The sequence below is a fragment of the Streptomyces sp. TLI_185 genome, assembly GCF_003814765.1.
Classification (GTDB): domain Bacteria; phylum Actinomycetota; class Actinomycetes; order Streptomycetales; family Streptomycetaceae; genus Streptomyces.
In genome coordinates, this window is sequence record NZ_RKRB01000001.1 from 595,316 (window position 1) to 614,304 (window position 18,989).

An 18,989-nucleotide genomic window follows, 5' to 3' on the forward strand; every position below is an offset into this window, starting at 1 on the left:
GGCGGTGCCCGGCAGAGGAACCAGGAGGCCGCCGCCCGCTCGACGCTCGCACGTTCAACGTGCCGGTTCGTGGCTACGGCCGCGGCATTCCTTCGCCCGGTGTGAGGTGTGCCTGCACCGCGGGCGCGTAACGGGCCACCGTCTCCTCCAGTGCGGCGCCCCGCACATGGGCGCCGCGTGCGATGCCGTACATCACCCCGAGGCCCAGCAGGTTCGCGACGGCCAGCTCGGCGCGCAGGCCCGCTTCGGGGCCGTCGAGGCGTTCGGTGAGGCGTTGGGTGACCTGGGTGCGGAAGTTGGCACGCAGGATGTCGCCCTGTGCGCCGTGCAGGGGCGCGAACACGATCCGCAGGAGCGGGTCGGCGCCCTGCTGCGACTGGCTGACCAGCACATGTCGGACCATGTGCCGGCCGAGCTCGTCCAGCGGTGCGTCGAGCAGGGCGTCGGCGTCGGTCTCGAAGGACATGACGCGGGCGAAAAGGGTGTCCTTGTTGCCGAAGTACTTCAGGATCAACGGGGGGCTGACACCCGCTCGTTCGGCGACCGCCTTGAGTGTGATGTCGGCGTGGGCGTGGCGGGCCAGCAGGTGGCGGGCCGCCTTGAGGATGGCCGTCTTGGTCGCCTCGGCGTCCCGGCGGGCCGGCGCGGACGTGGTGGGGGGAGTGCTCACGGACTCATGCTCCCTCCAGCGCCCCGTCGCGGGGGTCCCGGGTCCGCCCGCGGCTTCGGGGTGTCCCGCCCGTCGCCGGGTCGCCGGGGATGGTCAGGGCCGCGGCACTGGCCGCCAGGGCGACCGCGCCGGCGATGCCGAAGGCGAGCAGATAGCCGTGCAGGGTGGGCACGGGGGCTGAGCCGACCAGGCTGGTGTGGTGGACCAGCACGGCGGCGACAGCGGCGCTGGAGACCGCCTGGCCGATGGTGCGCATCAGGACGTTGACGCCGTTGGCGGAGGCGGTCTGCTCTGCAGGGACGGCGCGCAGGATCAGGGTGGGCAGGGCCGAGTAGGCGAGGGTGGTGCCGGTGGACACCACTGTCGCACCCAGGATGATCATCCAGAGGTCGCGGCTGTCGGCGATGCGCACCGCGTAGCCGCAGGCGATGACCGCGGCCCCGAGGGCGAGGGTGATGCGCGGGCCGCGGGCCGCGGAGATGCGGGCCGAGACGGGTGAGAACAGCAGCATGGTGACGCCGCCGGGCAGCAGACACAGGCCGGTCTGCACGATCGACAGTCCGAGCCCGTACCCGGTGGCCTTGGGCGCCTGCACGAGCTGGGCGGTCACCAGGGAGTTGGCGTAGAAGGCGAACCCGGTGAGCAGGGCCGCCACGTGCGACAGGCCCACGCGCGGCCTGGACACCAGCCGCAGGTCGACCAGCGGGAGTTCGGTGCGCAGCTGCTGCCACCACCACAGTGCCAGTACGACGACAGCGCCGAGGAACAGGCCGACGACACGCGCGCTTCCCCACCCCCACGGCCCGCCCTGCGAGACGCCCAGCAGCAGGCACACCAGCCCTGCGGCCAGACCCAGCGCGCCCGGCACGTCGAAGCGACCGGGCTGCCGCACGGGCGACTCCTTCACCGCCCACCACACCGCCGTCACGCCGAGCGCGCCGAGGGCGCTGGTCAGCCAGAACATGGTGTGCCAGTCGGCGTACTGCACGACCAGCGCGGCCAGCGGCAGGCCCAGGGCGGCGCCGATGCCGACGGTGGAGCTCATCAGCGCCACCGCGGAGCCACGGCGCTCCGGCGGCAGCTCGTCGCGCAGGATGCTGATCGACAACGGCACCACGGAGGCGGCGGCGCCCTGCAGGGCGCGGGCCGCGATGAGGACGGCGATGTCGGACGACAGGGCGCACATCACCGAGCCGAAAGTCATCAGGACGAGGGCCGACATCAGCACCCTGCGCTTGCCGTACATGTCGCCGGCCCGGCCGAGCACCGGGGTGAGCACGGCGCCGGACAGCAGCGTCGCCGTGACCATCCAGGAGACCGTGCCGGCGGAGGCGCCCGTCAGCCGCGGCAGATCGGGCAGGAGCGGTACGACGACGGTCTGCATGACGGCCATGAGGATGCCGCCGAACGCCAGCACCGGAATCGTGAGCCGGTCACGCAGGGCTCCCGTTCCGGAGGCGCGGGGTATCGGGCCTGGCTGGTCCATCGGCACTCCAGCAGCGATGCGGCGAAGGTTCGGGTGAATACTCATTCACCTTAGCCGGTGAATTTCCATTCACCAAAGAGGGCGGGCCGCCGCGACGCCGGATGCGCCCTTGGGGATGGTGCGGACGCCGAGCAGCGGGATCACGTCGATTTCCCGAGGTGAGGCAGGCCACTGACGGCGCATTCACCCGCCAAGGACCACCCGGAACGCAGGGGCGGCGAGAAGGAATTTCCCCTTCCGGGTGTCGCGAGGTACCCCGCACGGCGAGATCATCTTCGTTCAGCCTTGTACAACATGTCGGCAATTGTCCTGATCGCAGCCAACCGCTCCCGACGGATTTCTCCTGGTCTCGGCGAGGCCGATAGGCATTCCGGGTCGTCAACCGAACGAACCCTGGAGATCACCCGTGCCGACCCTGACCCGACGCCGCGCGCTCACCGCGGCGGCCGCCCTGACCGCGGCCGCCGCCGCGCACACCGCCGCCGCCCCTGCCGCAGCCGCAGCGGACCACCAGCACCCCGGCTCCCCCGAGCCGTTCGACGAGGTCTACAAGGGCCGCCGGATACAGGGCCGGCCTGCCTCCGGGGGCGGTCACCACCACGGCACCGGTTACGCCGTCCTCGTCGACGGGGTCGAACTGCACGTCATGCAGAACGCCGACGGCACCTGGATCAGCGTCGTCAGCCACTACGCCCCGGTGCCCACGCCGCACGCGGCCGCACGCGCCGCCGTCGACGAGCTGCAGGGCGCCCGGCTCCTCCCCTTCCCCGCCAACTGACCTTTCGCGAAAGCACCTTGGGAGCATCCGCACCATGACCGTCCGCAAGAACCAGGCGAGCCTGACCGCCGACGAGAAGCGGCGCTTCGTCGCCGCCCTCGTCGAACTCAAGCGCAGCGGCCGCTACGACGCCTTCGTCACCACCCACAACGCCTTCATCCTCGGCGACACCGACACCGGCGAACGCACCGGCCACCGTTCACCGTCCTTCCTGCCCTGGCACCGAAGATTCCTACTGGAGTTCGAGAGCGCACTGCAGTCGGTGGACGCATCGGTCGCGCTGCCCTACTGGGACTGGAGCACCGACCGCTCGCCGCGTTCCTCCCTGTGGGCACCTGACTTCCTCGGCGGCACCGGGCGCAGCCGCGACGGCCAGGTGATGGACGGTCCGTTCGCCGCGTCCGCGGGCAACTGGCCGATCAACGTGCGGGTGGACGGGCGTACGTTCCTGCGTCGCCAACTGGGTGCGAACGTACGGGAGTTGCCGACCCGGGCCGAGGTCGAGTCGGTGCTTTCCACAGTGATATATGACATGCCACCGTGGAACAGCGCCTCGGACGGCTTCCGCAACCACCTGGAGGGCTGGCGCGGCGTGAACCTGCACAACCGGGTCCATGTGTGGGTCGGCGGGCAGATGGCCACCGGGGTCTCCCCCAACGACCCCGTGTTCTGGCTGCATCACGCCTACATCGACAAGCTGTGGACCCAGTGGCAGCGGCGCCACCCGGGCTCCGGCTATCTGCCGACCGCCGGAACACCGGACGTGGTCGACCTCGGCGAGACGATGAAGCCGTGGAACGACGTACGGCCCGCCGATCTGCTGGACCACACCGCCCACTACACCTTCGACACCGACTGACGGCCGGGACGAGGCGGTTTGCTCCGCAGGTCAGGGGTACCCGCGCCGGACGCAACCGATGTGAGAGCGAAGGAGGGGTTCACCCGTGTCGCAGGTCGAGGAATCCATCGAGGTCGGCGTCCCGGTGCACACCGCCTACAACCAGTGGACTCAGTTCGAGACGTTCCCCGAGTTCATGAACGGCGTGGACCGCATCGAACAGCGCACGGACACGCTCACGCACTGGGTGACCAGCGTCAACGGCGTGCACCGCGAGTTCGATGCGGAGATCACCGAGCAGATCCCCGACGAGCGGGTCGCCTGGACGACGGTCGCGGGTCAGGCCCGGCAGGCCGGGGCGGTGACCTTCCACCGCCTCGACGACAACCACACCAAGGTCATGCTGCAGATGGACTTCCATCCCGACAGCGTCACCGAACAGGTCGGCGACAAGCTCGGCTTCGTGAAGCGGCAGACCAAGGGCGACCTGGAGCGCTTCAAGAAGTTCATCGAGGCGCGCGGCCAGGAGACCGGGGAGTGGCGCGGCGTGGTCACCTGACCTGCACCCGGTCCTGAACGGTGTGCCGTACGGCCCCGGCCCTAACCGGCCTCCGCCGTACGGCACTCCGGGTGCCCCCAGCCCTGCCCGTTCTTGGCGATGGGCTCGCCGGCCCCGTAGGAACGGCCGCACAGGCAGCGGCCCGGGAACTTCGCCTTGATGGTGCGGGACGACGAGCCCGCACGCTGCCGGGACGCGGCCTGCTTGCGGCGCGGGGCGCCCGCGGCCGGAGTGTCCGGGGAGGGCGGCGGCACCGGTGAACCGAGGTCGCTGCCTGCGGGCTCCTGGACCTTGGCGGCCTGGCTTGCGGCGCGGTCGGCGAAGTCGTTGAGCGGGTCGCCGTCGACCTGGTGGGCGGGCACGTAGCGGAAGTCGACGGAGCGGCCGTCGAGCAGTGCGTCGATGCGTACGACCAGTTCCTGGTTGGCGACCGGCTTGCCGGCGGCGGTCTTCCAGCCGTTGCGCTTCCAGCCGGGCAGCCAGGTGGTGACGGCCTTCATGGCGTACTGGGAGTCCATGCGGACCTCGAGCGGGACGTCCGGGGCGGTCGCTGCCAACAGACGTTCCAGGGCGGTGAGTTCGGCGACGTTGTTGGTTGCCGTGCCGAGCGGCCCCGCCTCCCAGCGGGCCGGGGTCGCGGAGTCGTCGGAGACCACCCATGCCCAGCCCGCCGGTCCCGGATTTCCCTTCGAAGCGCCGTCGCACGCGGCCACCACACGTTCACGCATGGCCTCGATCATGCCACGGGCGGACGGGGACCTCGACCATCGTCCGAGAGACGCCTCGTAGGCCCTAGACGTCCTTCGTCTTGGGCAGCTCTCCCTCGGTCCGCGTGATGTCGATCACCGAGAAACTCGCCCCCTGTGGGTCGCTGATCGCCGCGAAGCGGCCGTAGGGGCTGTCCATCGGCCCGAAGCGCAGGACGCCGCCGAGCTTGGTGGCCTTGGCGACCGCGTCGTCGCAGTCGGGGACGACGAAGTAGAGATTGATGTAGGACGGCACCTCGGGCGGGAACTCCTCGCCCATCTTCATCCGGCCGAGGACCGTGGTGTCGCCGAGGTTGAACATGCGGAAGTCGACATTGTCGTCGACGATCTGCTGGGCCGTGTACGGGAAGACGGCACTGAAGAACGCGTCGGCCTTCTCGGGTTCACGGGTGAAGACCTCGGCCCAGCCGTAGGCGCCCGGCTCGGCAGTCGCCTCGAAGCCCTCGTGGGTGCCGCCCTGCCACACGCCGAAGACGGCGCCGCTGGGCTCGCGGGCGATGCACATGGTGCCGAACTCGCCGACCTGCATGGGCTCCATCAGCACCTCGCCGCCGTTTTCCCGGACCTTGGCGGCGGTGGCGGCCGCGTCCGGTGAGGCGAAGTAGAGGCACCACTGCGACGGGGCCTCCTGGCCCGGCATCGGCGGTACGACGGCGGCGACCGCCTTGCCGTCCGAGTAGGCCTGGGTGTAGTTGCCGTACTCCGACGACGCCTCGCCGAACGTCCAGCCGAGGACGTCACCGTAGAAGCTCTTCGCTCCCTCGACGTCGCCGAACATCGCGTCGGCCCAACAGGGGGTTCCCTCAGGTTGTACGGCCATGGCTGCGGCCCTCTCCCGAATCGGCGGATGGTCCGTTTCCTCACGCTAGTCATGCGTCGGGCGAAGCGCGCGCCGAACGCCCGGGTCCGTTTCAGACTGGACGGGAAGGGCCTCGGCACACTTTCGACGCTGCGGACGGGGTGCGGAATGGCGGACGGGACGATGCGTGCGTGGTCGGCGGTGACACCGGGACCGGTCGAGGAGATGGGTCTGCAGCTCGTGGAGAAACCGGTACCGGTGCCCGGCGACGACGAGCTCCTCGTGCAGGTGCGCGCCTGCGGGGTGTGCCGCACCGATCTGCATGTCAGCGAGGGGGATCTGCCGGTGCACCGGGCGGGGGTGACGCCAGGGCACGAGGTGGTGGGCGTGGTGGCCGGGTCCGGGGCTGGGGTCGCAGGCTTCGCGACCGGGGACCGGGTGGGGGTGGCGTGGCTGCGGCGCACGGACGGCACCTGCGGGTACTGCTCGCGCGGGGCCGAGAACCTGTGCCCGTCCTCGCGGTATACCGGCTGGGACGCGGACGGCGGTTACGCCGAGTACACGACCGTGCCTGCCGCGTTCGCCCACCGCCTGCCGGAGGCCGTCGACGACGTGGCGCTCGCGCCGCTGCTGTGCGCGGGGATCATCGGCTACCGGGCGCTGCGGCGGGCGGCGCTGCCGCCGGGCGGGCGGCTCGGTCTGTACGGGTTCGGGGGCAGCGCGCACCTGTGTGCGCAGCTGGCGCTGGCCGAGGGCGCCACCGTGCACGTCCTGACCCGCGGGGCGGCGGCGCGGGACCTCGCGCTCGGCCTGGGCGCCGCATCCGCGCAGGACGCGCACGCCATGCCGCCCGAGCCCCTGGACAGCGCGATCCTGTTCGCCCCGGTCGGCGATCTGGTCCCGGTCGCGCTGCGCGCCCTCGACCGCGGCGGCACCCTCTCGATCGCCGGCATCCACCTCAGCGACACACCGCCCCTGCACTACGAGACCGACCTGTTCTACGAGAAGCAGATACGCAGCGTCACCTCCAACACCCGCGAGGACAGCCGCGAGTTCCTGGCTCTGGCCGCCCGGCACGGCGTCCACGCCACCACCCACACGTATCCCCTGACGCGGGCCGACGAGGCACTGCGGGACCTCAAGGCCGGGCGCTTCGACGGGGCAGCAGTGCTGGTGAACGACCTCTAGCGAGGGGTGCGGCGTCGGGGGCGCACGAGGCGGGCGAGGGGCGCGGGAGTGCGGTGGTCTCGCCGCGCTGCCTCGTTCGCGAGGTTTGCGTTACAAGGCGACGAAAACGCCCCCTTCGCGCCGTACCGGGGCATCCGCGGGGCTGTTTGCCTTGTACATGCGACGCCGGGCTGTCGTCCACCGCGGCGTCGCCTTCATCTCCGACCACTCCGCCCACTTCTGTACATCGCCGTGTACGTCCCCAGGGAGGGAATGTGTCCGCCCCCGAAAGCGCCTCCGGACCCGCCACCGACGAACCCGCCCCCGAACCCGACGGCGAGGGGCAGCTGACCAGTCTCAGCACCCGGGCGGCGCGCCAGCTCGCCACGACGACCAAGTCCGAACCGCAGATGCAGGCCATCAGCTCGCGGTGGCTGCTGCGGACGCTGCCGTGGGTGGACGTCAAGGGCGGCACCTACCGGGTCAACCGGCGTCTGCAGCTGCGGATCGGCCGCGGGCGGGTGCAGTTCGAGCAGAACGGCGCCGACGACATCAAGGTCATCCCCGAGACGCTCACCGAACTGCCGGTACTGCGAGGCTATTCCGACACCGACGTCCTCAAGGAGGTCGCCACCCGTTTCCGGGTCCGGGAGGTGCGGGCGGGACAGGTGCTGTTCGAGGCCGGGCAGCCGGTCACGGAGGCCTATCTCGTGGTGCACGGCAAGTTCACCCGGTACACCGCGGGCAAGTACGGCGAGGAGGAGATCACCGGGGTCGTCGCCGACGGCGACCAGATGGGCGACGAGGCCATCGGGCAGTCCAACCCGCTGTGGCTGAGCTCGGTGCGCGCGGAGACGGCCGGCGTACTGCTGGTGCTGCCCTGGGACGTGGTCACGGAGTTCACCGACCGGGTGCCGTCCCTCGCCGCGCATCTGGAGGCGTTCGCGGCGCGGCAGAAGCTGCCGATGAACCGCAAGGGCGAGGCGGACGTCCCCGTACAGGCCGGCCATGTCGGCGAGCCGACACTGAACGGCGGCTTCGTCAACTACGACCTCGCGCCGCGCGAGTACGAGTTGTCGCTCACCCAGACCGTGCTGCGGGTCCACACCCGGGTGGCCGACCTCTACAACAACCCGATGAACCAGACCGAGCAGCAACTGCGCCTGACGGTCGAGGAGATCCGCGAGCGCCAGGAGTGGGAACTGGTCAACAACCGGGAGTTCGGGCTGCTGCACAACATCGACTACGGCCAGCGCGTCAGCACCTTCACGGGGCCGCCGACCCCCGACGACATGGACGAACTGCTGGCCATGCGCCGCAAGACCAAGGTGTTCCTCGCCCATCCGAAGGCGATCGCGGCCTTCTTCCGGCAGTGCAACCGGCGCGGCCTGGTGCCGGGCACGGCGAACGTCGAAGGACACGAGATCCCTGCCTGGCGCGGGGTTCCGATCTTCCCCTGCAACAAGATCCCGATCAGCCGCGATCACACCAGCAGCATCATCGCGCTGCGCACCGGGGAGTCCGACCAGGGGGTGATCGGGCTCTACCAGACCGGCATCCCCGACGAGTTCCAGCCGGGCCTGAACGTGCGGTTCATGGGCATCGACACGGCCGCGATCATCCGCTACCTGGTGACCGCCTACTACTCAATGGCCATCCTGGTGCCGGACGCGGCCGGGATCCTGGAGAACGTCCAGATCGGCCGGACGGCCGACTGAGGGTGGAGTACGCAATGAGCACGCCCGCCGCCCCGTCCTCGCTGCCGGGGCCGCCCAATCTGGCCCGCACCGTGCGCACCCGGCGCGGCGGGGCGATCCCCGGGCTCAAGTACCGGCAGGTCGCCCCCGCCGACCCGGCGAAGGTCGAGGAGGTCGACCGCAGGCTGGAGGCCTGGGCCCACGGCCTCGACCTGTTCCCGAAGGCGTGGTCCGGGGACTTCTCGGGCTTCCAGTTCGGCCGGGCCGTGGTGCTGCAGCATCCGGCGGCGGCCGACCTGGAACGCCTCACCGCCGCCGGCAAGTTCCTGCTGGCGGAGAACCTCGTCGACAGCTGCTACTGCGAGGAGGACGAGGGCAGGGGCGGCGCCCGCCGCGGCCTCGGTGGCCGGCTGATCCTGGCCCAGTCGGCGCTCGACCCCTTCCACAGCACTCCCGCGCTGCAGGAGCAGTGGGCGCACGGAGTGCAGGCCGACGGACCGCTGCGCTCGTACCACTGGGCGATGAAGGACTACGCCGCGGTCGCCACCCCCAGCCAGACCGACCGGTTCGTCCACGACATGGCGCGGCTGCACCTCGGCTATCTCGCCGAGGCCGCATGGGCGGAGATCCGGTACGTGCCGCAGGTGTGGGAGTACCTGGTGATGCGGCAGTTCAACAACTTCCGGCCGTGTCTGTCGATCGTCGACGCCGTGGACGGCTACGAGCTGCCGGAGGCCGTCTACGCCCGCCCGGAGATCCAGCGCATCACCGCGCTCGCCTGCAACGCCACCACCATCGTCAACGACCTCTACTCCTTCACCAAGGAGCTGGCGAGCGACCCCACCCACCTCAACCTGCCCCAGGTCCTCGCCGCCAACGAGCGCTGCGGGCTGAAAGCCGCCTATCTCAAGGCCGTCGAGATCCACAACGAGATCATGACCGCGTTCGAGGACGAGTCCGCCCTCCTGGCCGCCACCTCGCCCCTCGTGGAGCGCTACGCCCGGGGCCTGTCCGACTGGGTGGCCGGCAACCACGAGTGGCACGCCACCAACACCCACCGCTACCACCTGCCCAACTACTGGTAACACCCGCACTGCTGACACCCCGTCAGACGCTTCACAAGGAGTCCTAGTTGACCATCGCCCCCCACGCCGACACCAAGGCGGCACCGGTGCCGACCCAGTCCACGTACCAGAACCGCGTCGCGGACTACTGGAACGCCGAGGAGAACCCGGTCAACCTCGAACTCGGCAAGATCGACGACCTCTATCACCACCACTACGGCATCGGCGACGTCGACTGGACCGTGCTCGACGAGCCCGACCCCGACCTGCGGCGCGGACGGATCACCACCGAACTGCACCGCCTGGAACACGCCCAGGCGGAACTCCTCGCCGGTCACCTCGGCCCGCTCTCCGCCACCGACCGCGTCTTCGACGCCGGCTGCGGGCGCGGCGGCGGCAGTGTCGTGGCGCATCTGCGCTACGGCTGCCACGCGGACGGCGTGACGATCTCCGCCAAGCAGGCCGCGTTCGCGAGCGAGCAGGCCCGCAAGCGGGGCATCGACAGCCAGGTGCGCTACCACCACCGCAACATGCTCGACACCGGCTTCGCGACCGGCGCGTACGCGGCGTCGTGGAACAACGAGTCGACCATGTACGTCGAGCTGGAGCTGCTGTTCGCCGAGCACTCCCGGCTGCTGCGCCGCGGCGGGCGCTATGTGGTGGTCACCGGCTGCTACAACGACACCTACGGGCGGGCCTCCCGCGAGGTGTCCCAGATCAACGCCCACTACATCTGCGACATCCACCCGCGCTCGGAGTACTTCCGGGCGATGGCCCGCCACCGTCTCGTCCCCGTCCACGTACAGGACCTCACGGCCGACGCCATCCCCTACTGGGAGCTGCGACGGCAGGCAGACCACCTGGTCACGGGCATCGAGGACACGTTCCTGACCGCGTACAAGAACGGCAGTTTCCAGTACCTGCTGATCGCCGCCGACCGGGTGTGATCCCCTCGGTCGCGCGGTAGCGGCCCACACGCGCCGGGGCGCACGTACCGGCACGGGCCTGTGCGATCAATGCGGCATCCCCGCATCGCACGAGCCCGTGCCGGAACCCCCCCGAGCGGCTCCCCCTTGAACCGTGGGCATTTACTGTTCTACCTTCGCCACATGGTCGTGGCATCAACGCCCGCTCATCAGCGGCACAACGGGCTGACGCCAGACGGTCCGGGTGAAGCGGCATGCGACCGCACCTCGCTCTGATCGAGGACGACCCCGACTTCGCACTGATGTGCCGTTCCTATCTGGAGCGCGCGGGCTTCACGGTCACCTGGGCCATGGACGCGCGCGCCGGGAAGGCCGCCCTGTACGAGGGCGGTGTCGATCTCGCCGTTCTCGATCTGGGGCTGCCGGACGGCAGCGGCCTGGAGCTGCTGCGGGCGCTGCGGTCCACGAGCCGGCTGCCGGTCATCGTCGTGACGGGGCGCGGCGCGGAGGCCGACCGGGTGGCGGGCCTGGAGATCGGTGCGGACGACTACCTGGTCAAGCCGTTCTCGCAGCGGGAACTGGTGGCCCGCATCCACGCCGTGCTGCGCCGCTCGCAGCCGCCCGAGATGCCGAGCGTGCTGCAGGTCGGCGCGCTGCGCATCGACTCCGCCGCCCGCCTGGCGTCCGTCGACGGTGTCCAGCTGATGCTCCGCCCCAAGGAGTACGCGCTGCTGGAGATGCTGGCCGCCGCACCGGGCCGGGTGTTCTCGGCGGAACAGCTGCTGGAGCGCATCTGGGGCACGTCCTGGCAGCAGGCCGCGACCGTGGTGGAGCACGTGTACCGGCTGCGCGGCAAGCTCGCCGGCCTGCCCGCACCGGCGCCGCGGATCACCACCGTCCGCGGCTACGGCTACCGCCTCGACCCCTGAGTCACCGCTTCGGCCGCGGAGGTCCGACCATGCCCGATGCGCCGGACTTCCGGAGCCTGTTCGACGCGATACTCTCCCCGCTGCTCGTCCTCAGCCCCGACTTCACGATCGTCGAGGTCAACCGCGCCTACCTCACGGCGACCCGCACCGGGCGGAGCATCGTCGGCCGCCCCGTCTTCGACGTGTTCCCCGACAACCCGGACGACCCGTCGGCCGACGGCGTCGCCAATCTGCGCCGTTCGCTCCAGACGGTGGTGTCGAGCCGCCGTACGGACACCATGGCGATGCAGCGCTACGACATCCCGGCGGGCGAGGAGGGCACTTTCACCGAGCGGTACTGGAGTCCGGTCAACACGCCGGTGCTCGGTGACGACGGGCAGCTGCGCTACATCATCCACCGGGTCGAGGACGTCACCGAGTTCGTGCGTCTGCGGCGGGCGGGGCGGGAGCAGCAGAGGGCAGTCGCCGAGGCGGAGATGCGCGCCGAGGGCATGGAGATCGACCTGTTCGTACGGGCCCGGGAGATCCGCGAGGTCAACGAGCAGCTGAGCCGGGCCAATCACGAACTGGACGCGGCGGGCCGCAGGCTGCGGGAGGAGCAGCAGGCCAAGGACCGGTTCATCGCGACGCTCTCGCACGAGCTGCGCAACCCCCTCGCAGCCGCCACCGCGGCCACGGAGCTGCTGGCCCTCGACATACCGGAGGGCCATCCGGCGCTCTCCGTCCTGGAGCGGCAGCTGAGCACCCTGGCACGGATGAGCAACGACCTGCTGGACGGCACACGCGCGGTCACCGGGCGGCTGGAGCTGGTGTGCGATCCGGTCGACGTGCGGTCCGTCGTGCACGGGGCGTGCGCCGACATCCGGGGCCTGTTCGGGCACGAGGGCCGCACGCTGGACGTCGTCCTGCCCGAGGAGCCGGTCATGGTGGACGGCGACCGGCTGCGGCTGGCCCAGGTGCTGACGAACCTGCTGTCGAACGCGCTGAAGTACACCCCGCCGGGCGGCCGCACCGAGGTGGGCCTGACGGCCGCCGACGGGCAGGCCCGGCTGACCGTGCGGGACGACGGCATCGGCTTCTCCCCCGCCCAGGCCGAGGAGTTGTTCGGGGTGTTCATGCGGGCCGCTCCGGCCGGTCCTGACACCCCCGAGGGTCTGGGGCTCGGGCTCGCCGTGGCGCGGACGGTGGTGGAACTGCACGGCGGCCGCATCTCCGCGCACAGCGACGGACCGGGCAAGGGCGCGACCTTCACGGTGCTGCTGCCGACGACCGACGCCGTGAGCCCGCGCCCGTCCCGGCCGCCGGCCGTCCACAGCTCCCCTCGCCGGCTGTCCCTCCTGATCGTCGAGGACAACGCGGACCTGGCCGCCACCTACCGCACCCTGCTGGAACGCCAGGGCCACCGGGTCACGGCGGTGCACACGGGCCAGGACGCCCTAGCCGCCACTGACGCCCACGCCTTCGACGTCGTCCTGTGCGACCTGGGTCTGCCGGACATCGACGGCTACGCGGTCGCACGTGCCCTGCGGGCGCGGCCCGGCGGCGGCAAGCTGCGCCTGATCGCGGTGTCCGGGTTCAGCCGGGGCACCGACCGTACCCTGTCGCGGACGGCCGGGTTCGACGCCCACCTCGCCAAACCGCTGCCGCTGACCGACCTGCTGGACCTCCTCGAGCGGCTGCAGCGGCCGGACGACGCCTGAACTCACCCCCGTGTCTTCCGCCTTGGGCCCGCCTGTGCTTGCCTGGGAGCCGTTTTCGGTTGCCGGGGCTGGAGTTGCCGTATGCGGAAGCCGTGGATCGTGGGGATGCTGCTGACCGGAGTGCTGCTGCTCGGCGCGTGCGGCGACCCGTCGTCCGGCCCGGAGGAGGCACCGCCCTCCCCCGCCGTACCGGGAGCGTCGGCATCGACGACCCATCAGCAGGCCCCGGCCTCCGCGAGCGCCCCTGCCGTGGCGCCGCGCGTGCTGTACCTCGGGGACTCGCTCGCGATGGAGGCCCAGAACGTGCTGGGGCAGGAGCTGCGCCGTGACCTGAAGGCCACGTACACGAGTGCTCCGTACTCGGGCACCACCCTGTGCGACTACCTGGAGGGCACCGGGGCGAAGTCGCTGGTACCCGACGCGGACAAGGCGGCCGCACTGGTCCGTGCGCAGCATCCGGACTATGTGGTCATGCAGTTCTGGGGCAACGCGTGGGGCTACACGTGGTGCATGGACGGCATCACCTACAACGCCTCGCAGCAGAAGTACTTCACCCGCTACAAGGCCGACCTGCGCCGGCTCACCGAGCAGATCGCGGCGGCGGGCGGAAGCAAGCGCCCGCGGATCGTGTGGGTACTGCAGGGTCCCGACCCGATCACCCCCGACCGGGTGCGGCGCGTGAACGAGATGTACGAGAAGCAGGCCGCCGCCTCGGGGGACCTCGTCGCCGACGCGGGCGCGACGGTGAGCCCCGCCGGGGCCCGCTACACCTGGGCCCAGTACCTGCCGTGCACGGCGTACGAGCGCGCACACCCCGACTACTGCACCCAGCCGTCCTCCGACCGCACCGCCCTGCACTACGGCAAGGACTACCTGCACTTCTGTCTGGCGCCCACGACACCGACGCCCAAGCCGTGCCCGGCGCGCTCCCCCGGCATCCTGCGGATCACCCGCGAGATCACGCGGGTGATCGGGGAACGAGCTCGCGCTCGATGAAAGGCAACTTCCGCCTCTCCAGGCACTGTTGACATCACACAGCAGCCGCATAGCGTGTCCCCCGCACAGCATGTCGCACGACATTCGTCATTTCGAACAAGAGGGGGCGACGGAGGGACACCGCCGCCCCGGCTCTTCGACATGCGGAGGACATTGGTCATGACCCCACCCCTCGGCAGACGCCAGTTCCTCGCGGCCACCGGCACCGCCTCGGCCCTCGCCCTCACCGGCACGGGGACCGCACACGCCGCCTCCGGAGCCGCCCGGGCCGCTGCCACCGTCGTGCGGCCCTTCCCGCTCACCGCGGTGACCCTGCTGGACAGTCCATTCCGGGACAACCAGCGCCGCAACTCGGCCTATCTGCGCTTCGTCGACCTCGACCGGCTGCTGCACACCTTCCGCACCAACGTCGGCCTGTCCAGCAGCGCCCAGCCCTGCGGCGGCTGGGAGGGGCCCAGCGTGGAGCTGCGAGGTCACTCCACCGGCCATCTGCTCTCCGGGCTCGCCCTCGCCCACGCAGGCACCGGTTAGACCGCTCTGCGCGACAAGGGCCGCACCCTCGTCGCCGAACTCGCCAAGTGCCAGGCCGCCTCGCCCGCCGCCGGGTTCGGCAAGGGATATCTGTCCGCATTCCCGGAGAGCTTCTTCGACCGGCTGGAGGCCGGGACCGGCGTATGGGCGCCGTATTACACGATCCACAAGATCATGGCCGGGCTGGTCGAGCAGCACCGGCTGGCCGGCAACGACCAGGCGCTGGACGTGGTGCTCCGGCAGGCCCGGTGGGTCGACGCACGCACGGCGAAGCTGTCGTACGAGCAGATGCAGCGGGTGCTGGAGACCGAGTTCGGCGGAATGAACGACGTGCTCGCCGACCTGCACGCCCTCACCGGGGACGCCAAATGGCTCGAGGTCGCCGAGCGCTTCACGCACGCCCGGGTCTTCGACCCGCTGGCCCGGGGCGAGGACCAGCTCGCCGGTCTGCACGCCAACACGCAGATCCCGAAGATGGTCGGCGCGCTGCGGCTGTGGGAGGAGGGCCGGCCCGAGCGGTACCGCACCATCGCCGCGAACTTCTGGCAGATCGTCACCGGCCACCACTCGTACGTCATCGGCGGCAACAGCAACGGCGAGGCCTTCCACGAACCGGACGTGGTCGCCGGGCAGTTGTCCGACAGCACCTGCGAGAACTGCAACAGCTACAACATGCTGAAGCTGACCCGGCTGTTGCACTTCCACACGCCGGACCGCACCGACCTGCTCGACTACTACGAACGCACCCTGTTCAACCAGATGCTGGGCGAGCAGGACCCGGACTCCGCGCACGGCTTCAACATCTACTACACCGGTCTCGCGCCCGGTTCGTTCAAGCGTCAGCCGTCCTTCATGGGCACCGACCCGAACGCCTACTCCACGGACTACGACAACTTCTCCTGTGACCACGGCACGGGCATGGAGACGCACGCCAAGTTCGCCGACACGATCTACACGCACGGCGACCGCGACCTGCTGGTCAGCCTGTTCGTCCCGTCGCAGGTCGTGTGGCGCGAGCAGGGCATCACCTGGCGGCAGACCACCGGCTTCCCGGACAGCTCCACCACCACGTTGACGGTGACCGCCGGGCAGGCCACGCACCGGCTGCGGATCCGCATCCCGTCCTGGGCCTCCGACGCCCGCGCCACCCTCAACGGCCGCGCGCTGCCCGACCGCCCGAAGCCCGGCACCTGGCTCGCCCTGGACCGTGCCTGGCGCACCGGCGACCGTATCAAGGTGTCCCTGCCGATGCGCACGACCGTCGAGGCCACCCCCGACGACCCCGATGTGCAGGCGGTGCTGCACGGTCCGGTGGTCCTGGCGGGAGCGTACGGCGACCGGGCGAACTCCTCGCTGCCCCGCCTCGACGTGAGCTCCGTACAGCAGGCGTCGTCGAACCCGCTGCGGTTCACCGCCCGCGCCGACGGCGAGGCGGTGACCCTGCTGCCGATCGCCCGCGTCCACCACCAGCACTACTCGGTGTACTGGCTCACCGGCGCACCCCCGCCCCCTCCCCCTGCGTTCGCCGCGTGGCACCGCTTCGACGAGACCTCGGGCACGACCGCGGCCGACGCGACCGGCAACGCCAAGGCGGCCCAACTGGTGGGCGGCGCCTCATGGCTGGCCTCCGGACGGCTCGGCGGCGCCGTGTCCCTGGACGGCACGGACGGCCATGTCGCCCTCGCCGAGGACCTGTTGGCGGGTGCCTCCGCCTACTCCCTCGCCACCTGGGTTCGGCTGGACGGGCAGCCGGGTGCCTGGAGCAGGATCTTCGACGTCGGCACCGGCGTCACCGCCAACCTGTTCCTGACCCCGCTCAGCGGCGACGGCACCCTGCGGTATGCGATCACCGCCGGCGGCGCGGGCGGCGAGCAGCGCATCGACGCCGACCCGCTGCCCGCCGGCCGATGGGTGCACGTGGCGGTGACGTACGGCGGGGGGACCGCCGTCCTGTACGTCGACGGCGCCGAGGCCGGCCGGAACGCGGGCGTCACCGTGGAGCCGCGCCACTTCGGCAACCACATCCGCGCCGGGTACGTCGGCAGGTCCCAGTACGCCGATCCGTATCTGAAGGGCGCGGTCGACGACTTCCGGGTGTACGGCAGGACGCTGAGCGCCACCGAGGTGGCGGCGCTGGCCCAGGCCTCCGCCGCCTAGCGGACGAGCGAGTGCGGCCGGCCCGCCCCCTTCCCCGCGGAGGGCGGGCCGGGCCGTCACCCAGGAGCGACCGTCACTCGCCCGCGTAGGCCCTCTCCAGGGCGGCGATGTCGAACTTGCTCATCGCCATGAACGCCTTGGTCGTGCGGGACGCCTTCTCCTGGTCCGCATCACTGATCATGTCGATGAGCCTGTCGGGCACGACCTGCCAGGACAGGCCGTACTTGTCCTTGAGCCATCCGCAGGGGCCGGGCTCGCCGCCACCCTCGGTGAGCTTGGTCCAGTAGTAGTCGATCTCTTCCTGGTTCGCGCAGAAGATCTGGAAGGAGACCGACTCGTTGAACTTGAACTGCGGGCCGCCGTTCAACGCGACGAACTTCTGGCCGTTGGCCGTGAACTCCACCGCCAGCACCGAGCCGGCGGGGCCCGCGCCTCCCTCGACGTTGCGGCCGACACGGCCGATGCTGGAGTTCTTGAAGATCGACACGTAGTAGTGCGCGGCCTCCTCCGCCTGGCCGTCGAACCAGAGACACGTGGTGAATCCGTCGGTGGTCATGAGCACCTCCTGGGGCATGGAACGCGGTCACCTGTACCGACTGATCCTCGCCGCGGAACTCATCGGTCGGGCGGCTGATTAATCCGGGTGGCCGCATCCCCGCCCGGAACTAGGCTCGCGGCCATGACGTCTTCGCCCGCACAGACCGCGGACAGCATCCGGCCCTTCCGCATCGACATCCCGCAGAGCGACCTCGACGACCTCCACGAACGCCTGGACCGCACGCGCTGGCCGGACGAGCTGCCCGGTACCGGATGGGCCTACGGCGTGCCGGCCGACTACCTGCGCGAGCTCCACCACTACTGGCGCAACTCCTACGACTGGCGGGCCGCCGAGGCGCAGCTCAACGAGTGGCCCCAGTTCACCACGACGATCGACGGATCGACCGTCCACTTCGCCCACGTCCGCTCCCCCGAGCCGAACGCCACCCCGCTGATCATCACCCACGGCTGGCCGGGGTCCATTGTCGAGTTCCTGGACGTCGTCGGGCCGCTCGCCGACCCCCGCGCGCACGGCGGCGACCCGGCCGACGCGTTCCACGTCGTCGTACCGAGCATCCCCGGGTTCGGGCTGTCCGGGCCTGCCGCCGACACGGGCTGGGAGGCGGGCCGGGTCGCCGACGCATGGGCCGAACTGATGCGACGGCTCGGCTACGAGCAGTTCGGCGCGCAGGGCGGCGACTGGGGCGCCGCCATCTCCCGCGAGCTGGGGCGCGCTCACCCGGACCGTGTGATCGGCGTTCATCTCAACCTGCTCCCGGGCGCGCAGCAGGCCACCGAACCGACGCCGGACGAGTTGGACCAGCTGGGCACGGAGGAGCAGGAGCGGGCGCTGCTGTCCTGGCGCCGATGGAGCGAATGGTCGCGCGAAGGCACGGGGTACGCCGTCCTGCACTCCACCCGGCCGCAGACCCTGGCGTACGCGCTCAGCGACTCGCCCGTCGGCCAACTCGCCTGGATCGTGGAGAAGTTCCGGGAGTGGACGGACTCGGCGCTGCTGCCGGAGGAGGCCGTGGACCGGGACCGGATGCTCACCAACGTGATGCTGTACTGGCTGACCGGGACCGCCGGTTCCGCCGCCCGTATCTACTACGAGCGCGCCCATGCCACGGGCCGTGTCGCCCGGCCGGCCGAGCCGTCGACCGCTCCGACCGCGCTCGCCCTCTTCCCCGCCGAGCTCCAGATCCCACTGCGCCACAAGGCCGAGCGTACGGAGAACATCGTGCGCTGGACGGAGCTCGACCGCGGCGGGCACTTCGCCGCGATGGAGGAGCCCGACCTGCTGGTCAAGGACGTGCGGGCGTTCTTCCGGCAGTTGCGCGAGAAGGGCTGAGAGCGGGCTCTGCCCGTGGCGAATCTGCCACGGGCAG

The 18,989-nt window shown here is 70.8% G+C and carries 16 protein-coding genes and 1 pseudogene; 12 read left to right on the top strand and 5 right to left on the bottom strand.

What is annotated here, in order from left to right; all coding sequences use genetic code 11:
• Positions 1 to 73 precede the first annotated feature (73 nt).
• Both EDD92_RS02660 and EDD92_RS02665 read right to left on the bottom strand, forming a co-directional pair.
• A complete protein-coding gene (locus EDD92_RS02660; RefSeq protein ID WP_123962791.1) occupies positions 74 to 670 on the bottom strand; it encodes a TetR family transcriptional regulator in 597 nt (198 codons plus the stop codon).
• A gap of 4 nt (positions 671 to 674) precedes the next feature.
• Positions 675 to 2,156: an MFS transporter gene (locus EDD92_RS02665; protein WP_123962793.1), complete on the bottom strand. Its 1,482-nt coding sequence runs from the start codon at positions 2,154 to 2,156 to the stop codon at positions 675 to 677.
• Between the two features lie 406 nt (positions 2,157 to 2,562).
• Here EDD92_RS02665 and EDD92_RS02670 point away from each other — a divergent pair, with 406 nt between their 5' ends.
• From EDD92_RS02670 to EDD92_RS02680, 3 genes are all read left to right on the top strand, one after another.
• The gene (locus tag EDD92_RS02670; RefSeq protein WP_123962795.1) at positions 2,563 to 2,934 is read left to right on the top strand and encodes an apotyrosinase chaperone MelC1; all 372 of its coding nucleotides are present in this window, start codon (positions 2,563 to 2,565) and stop codon (positions 2,932 to 2,934) included.
• Between the two features lie 34 nt (positions 2,935 to 2,968).
• Positions 2,969 to 3,793: a tyrosinase MelC2 gene (locus EDD92_RS02675; protein WP_123962797.1), complete on the top strand. Its 825-nt coding sequence runs from the start codon at positions 2,969 to 2,971 to the stop codon at positions 3,791 to 3,793.
• An 85-nt stretch (positions 3,794 to 3,878) separates the two neighbouring features.
• Complete coding sequence (locus tag EDD92_RS02680) at positions 3,879 to 4,331, top strand: SRPBCC family protein (protein ID WP_030927359.1); 453 nt, start codon at positions 3,879 to 3,881, stop codon at positions 4,329 to 4,331.
• 41 nt (positions 4,332 to 4,372) lie between these two features.
• Here the strand turns inward: EDD92_RS02680 and EDD92_RS02685 are convergent, their stop codons facing one another.
• Together EDD92_RS02685 and EDD92_RS02690 are read right to left on the bottom strand one after the other, a co-directional pair.
• Positions 4,373 to 5,071, bottom strand: a complete 699-nt coding sequence (locus EDD92_RS02685; RefSeq protein WP_123962799.1) for a ribonuclease H — start codon at positions 5,069 to 5,071, stop codon at positions 4,373 to 4,375.
• A 52-nt stretch (positions 5,072 to 5,123) separates the two neighbouring features.
• A complete protein-coding gene (locus EDD92_RS02690; protein WP_123962801.1) occupies positions 5,124 to 5,918 on the bottom strand; it encodes a VOC family protein in 795 nt (264 codons plus the stop codon).
• Between the two features lie 162 nt (positions 5,919 to 6,080).
• Here EDD92_RS02690 and EDD92_RS02695 point away from each other — a divergent pair, with 162 nt between their 5' ends.
• The 8 genes and pseudogenes from EDD92_RS02695 (at position 6,081) to EDD92_RS02730 (ending at position 17,064) form a co-directional block, all read left to right on the top strand.
• A complete protein-coding gene (locus tag EDD92_RS02695; protein WP_185124389.1) occupies positions 6,081 to 7,085 on the top strand; it encodes a zinc-binding alcohol dehydrogenase family protein in 1,005 nt (334 codons plus the stop codon).
• A gap of 254 nt (positions 7,086 to 7,339) precedes the next feature.
• Positions 7,340 to 8,782, top strand: a complete 1,443-nt coding sequence (locus EDD92_RS02700; RefSeq protein ID WP_123962805.1) for a family 2B encapsulin nanocompartment shell protein — start codon at positions 7,340 to 7,342, stop codon at positions 8,780 to 8,782.
• A 14-nt stretch (positions 8,783 to 8,796) separates the two neighbouring features.
• On the top strand, positions 8,797 to 9,846 hold the full coding sequence (locus tag EDD92_RS02705; RefSeq protein WP_123962806.1) for a family 2 encapsulin nanocompartment cargo protein terpene cyclase: 1,050 nt from the start codon (positions 8,797 to 8,799) through the stop codon (positions 9,844 to 9,846).
• A 47-nt stretch (positions 9,847 to 9,893) separates the two neighbouring features.
• Complete coding sequence (locus EDD92_RS02710; protein ID WP_123962807.1) at positions 9,894 to 10,772, top strand: geranyl diphosphate 2-C-methyltransferase; 879 nt, start codon at positions 9,894 to 9,896, stop codon at positions 10,770 to 10,772.
• Between the two features lie 233 nt (positions 10,773 to 11,005).
• The gene (locus EDD92_RS02715) at positions 11,006 to 11,680 is read left to right on the top strand and encodes a response regulator transcription factor (protein WP_099926314.1); all 675 of its coding nucleotides are present in this window, start codon (positions 11,006 to 11,008) and stop codon (positions 11,678 to 11,680) included.
• A 29-nt stretch (positions 11,681 to 11,709) separates the two neighbouring features.
• On the top strand, positions 11,710 to 13,380 hold the full coding sequence (locus EDD92_RS02720; protein WP_123962808.1) for an ATP-binding protein: 1,671 nt from the start codon (positions 11,710 to 11,712) through the stop codon (positions 13,378 to 13,380).
• A gap of 81 nt (positions 13,381 to 13,461) precedes the next feature.
• Positions 13,462 to 14,376 carry an SGNH/GDSL hydrolase family protein gene (locus EDD92_RS02725; RefSeq protein ID WP_123962809.1) on the top strand — a complete coding sequence of 305 codons (915 nt, stop codon included), beginning with the start codon at positions 13,462 to 13,464 and terminating at the stop codon, positions 14,374 to 14,376.
• Positions 14,377 to 14,535: 159 nt separating this feature from the next.
• Positions 14,536 to 17,064: pseudogene (locus EDD92_RS02730) on the top strand (beta-L-arabinofuranosidase domain-containing protein).
• Between the two features lie 73 nt (positions 17,065 to 17,137).
• On the opposite strand, the gene EDD92_RS02735 reads toward EDD92_RS02730, so the two are convergent.
• Positions 17,138 to 17,620: a VOC family protein gene (locus EDD92_RS02735; RefSeq protein WP_123962810.1), complete on the bottom strand. Its 483-nt coding sequence runs from the start codon at positions 17,618 to 17,620 to the stop codon at positions 17,138 to 17,140.
• 123 nt (positions 17,621 to 17,743) lie between these two features.
• On the opposite strand from EDD92_RS02735, the gene EDD92_RS02740 reads away from it, so the two are divergent.
• A complete protein-coding gene (locus tag EDD92_RS02740; protein ID WP_123962811.1) occupies positions 17,744 to 18,952 on the top strand; it encodes an epoxide hydrolase family protein in 1,209 nt (402 codons plus the stop codon).
• The last annotated feature ends 37 nt before the right edge of the window (positions 18,953 to 18,989 follow it).

What these genes read in the sequence shown, in the direction of transcription:
- EDD92_RS02690 (WP_123962801.1), bottom strand. Translation starts at nt 5,918, where the DNA reads ATGGCCGTACAACCTGAGGGAACCCCCTGTTGGGCCGACGCGATGTTC.
- EDD92_RS02715 (WP_099926314.1), top strand. Translation starts at nt 11,006, where the DNA reads ATGCGACCGCACCTCGCTCTGATCGAGGACGACCCCGACTTCGCACTG.
- EDD92_RS02695 (WP_185124389.1), top strand. Translation starts at nt 6,081, where the DNA reads ATGCGTGCGTGGTCGGCGGTGACACCGGGACCGGTCGAGGAGATGGGT.
- EDD92_RS02665 (WP_123962793.1), bottom strand. Translation starts at nt 2,156, where the DNA reads ATGGACCAGCCAGGCCCGATACCCCGCGCCTCCGGAACGGGAGCCCTG.
- EDD92_RS02685 (WP_123962799.1), bottom strand. Translation starts at nt 5,071, where the DNA reads ATGATCGAGGCCATGCGTGAACGTGTGGTGGCCGCGTGCGACGGCGCT.
- EDD92_RS02720 (WP_123962808.1), top strand. Translation starts at nt 11,710, where the DNA reads ATGCCCGATGCGCCGGACTTCCGGAGCCTGTTCGACGCGATACTCTCC.
- EDD92_RS02675 (WP_123962797.1), top strand. Translation starts at nt 2,969, where the DNA reads ATGACCGTCCGCAAGAACCAGGCGAGCCTGACCGCCGACGAGAAGCGG.
- EDD92_RS02725 (WP_123962809.1), top strand. Translation starts at nt 13,462, where the DNA reads ATGCGGAAGCCGTGGATCGTGGGGATGCTGCTGACCGGAGTGCTGCTG.
- EDD92_RS02740 (WP_123962811.1), top strand. Translation starts at nt 17,744, where the DNA reads ATGACGTCTTCGCCCGCACAGACCGCGGACAGCATCCGGCCCTTCCGC.
- EDD92_RS02735 (WP_123962810.1), bottom strand. Translation starts at nt 17,620, where the DNA reads ATGACCACCGACGGATTCACCACGTGTCTCTGGTTCGACGGCCAGGCG.
- EDD92_RS02705 (WP_123962806.1), top strand. Translation starts at nt 8,797, where the DNA reads ATGAGCACGCCCGCCGCCCCGTCCTCGCTGCCGGGGCCGCCCAATCTG.